Raw genomic sequence first — 1,607 nt, 5'->3', positions numbered from 1 at the left:
GTCTCGAAAGGTCCCTGTTTTAGGGTTAAAGGAACGGTATTTTTTCTTGCAATATTGAAGCCAATCAGATTCTAATGATTGTTGTACTGGCTCATATTCCACCGTTTGCGGAGCTTCATAAATTATCTGTTCTTGTGGAACCTGTTGATATACAATTTGATGCTGTGGTGCGGTTTGATAAACAACTTGTGGCTGTTCTGATTTTTTAAAAATTTTGCCAAGAAGTGCACCTGCTGCAAGAGCAAGAATGCCCATTGCTAAAGCTTCTCCTGAGTTATTTATATTAATACTACTGTGTTTTGTCTTTTTGCGCTCGACATAATGATATGTCTTGTGTTCAACATGATGGTGTTGTTGTGCTCCCCATTTATGGCTAACATAATGACGCTTGTGGGGATTATCAAAAGAGTGATGTTCACTATGAGAAAAATGGGAGCTAAAATTGTGAGACGGTAAACCAGCCTCCCTTCTCATGTCATAGTTATGATACCATGCCATATCCGCAAGCGTTGGATCTAATGGCATCAAAACGGTTACAGTAGACATTGCTGATAATACCGCTAATCTGATCACTTTTTTCATAATGATGCTCCTTGTGTAAATTCGTATTTTTCACATCCTACACGTGTCAAACTGAATAGAGCCTGAACAATTTTGGACTTTATTGTGACAAAAAAATAAAAATTCATTTAGTTAAAACTATTATCAATACAGTAAAATAAAATCATGACAGAATTTTGATTTCAATTAATGTACTCTTCTTAAGGTTAATTAAGCAGCTTGTATTTAGAGCACCAGATTTTTTACTATTGGTTATAAATTATTTATTGATGAGTACTTTTTTATTGCTTGATACAATATGAATTGAACAATAGGTGTATGAACAAAAGTTATCGTTTTTTATTATAGGCTTATGGTGCTAAGATAGAACCTTATTTGTGTGATTGAATACAGTCCTGTTTGACTACTCTCTTGTGAGGCTAAATATTGAGTTCGATATCATATTATAACTGTATAAATATAATATATTGCGGGAACTTTTTTTGATATATGGGAAACATTTTTGTTGGGATATGGCTGTTAGTTTGACAGTATTGGCATGACAAAATGCATTTGACACAAGATTGCTGATGAGACGCGTGAAGGCACGTGGGCGTGCTTGTATTTGTGTAGGGCTTTCAATGGTGTAGGAAAATTGACGTTTGTGAAGATGCGCATCGGTAGAGAATTTTTGCATAAGAGCATTTAAATCAAAAGTTTTAACATACTCACTTTCTTCACTACGGGCAAAAGCAAGGTAATCTTCTAACATATTTTGCATGTCGCTCACATCTTGTTCAAGCGGCTTGATATCAAAGTCAGTATTTGCTAACGCTTGCTGAAGTTTAAAACGGGTGAGAATGGTTCTTAAATCATGGCTTATACCCGAAAGCATCATGGGGCGTTGTTCGATATAGTTAGAAGATGGTGAGTGTGTGTATTTTGCTGGACATGAGTTTAGGGTTTTACGTACACTGGGGCATTCCCCTGGTCATGTTATTTATTTCAATGAAAAAGAGCGCTTAGCCCTCTTGGGTGATGTTCTCTTTCGTGGTTCTATTGGACGT

1 protein-coding gene and 2 pseudogenes are annotated in these 1,607 nt (G+C 36.1%); 1 reads left to right on the top strand and 2 read right to left on the bottom strand.

Annotated features, from left to right (window positions below):
- A partial coding sequence (locus ACFIME_RS06650) for a BA14K family protein (protein WP_375684686.1) occupies positions 1-582 on the bottom strand: 582 nt, incomplete at its 3' end.
- Between the two features lie 472 nt (positions 583-1,054).
- Positions 1,055-1,453 (bottom strand): annotated as a pseudogene (locus tag ACFIME_RS06645) (sensor histidine kinase); the annotation flags it as partial.
- 4 nt (positions 1,454-1,457) lie between these two features.
- Between ACFIME_RS06645 and ACFIME_RS06640 the strand changes: the two are divergent.
- Positions 1,458-1,607, top strand: a pseudogene (locus tag ACFIME_RS06640) (MBL fold metallo-hydrolase); the annotation flags it as partial.

It is taken from the genome of Bartonella sp. AP1QHHD (assembly GCF_042196265.1).
GTDB lineage: Bacteria > Pseudomonadota > Alphaproteobacteria > Rhizobiales > Rhizobiaceae > Bartonella.
The sequence above is the reverse complement of the archived record's forward strand: the minus strand, read 5'-3'. Positions and strand labels throughout refer to the sequence as shown.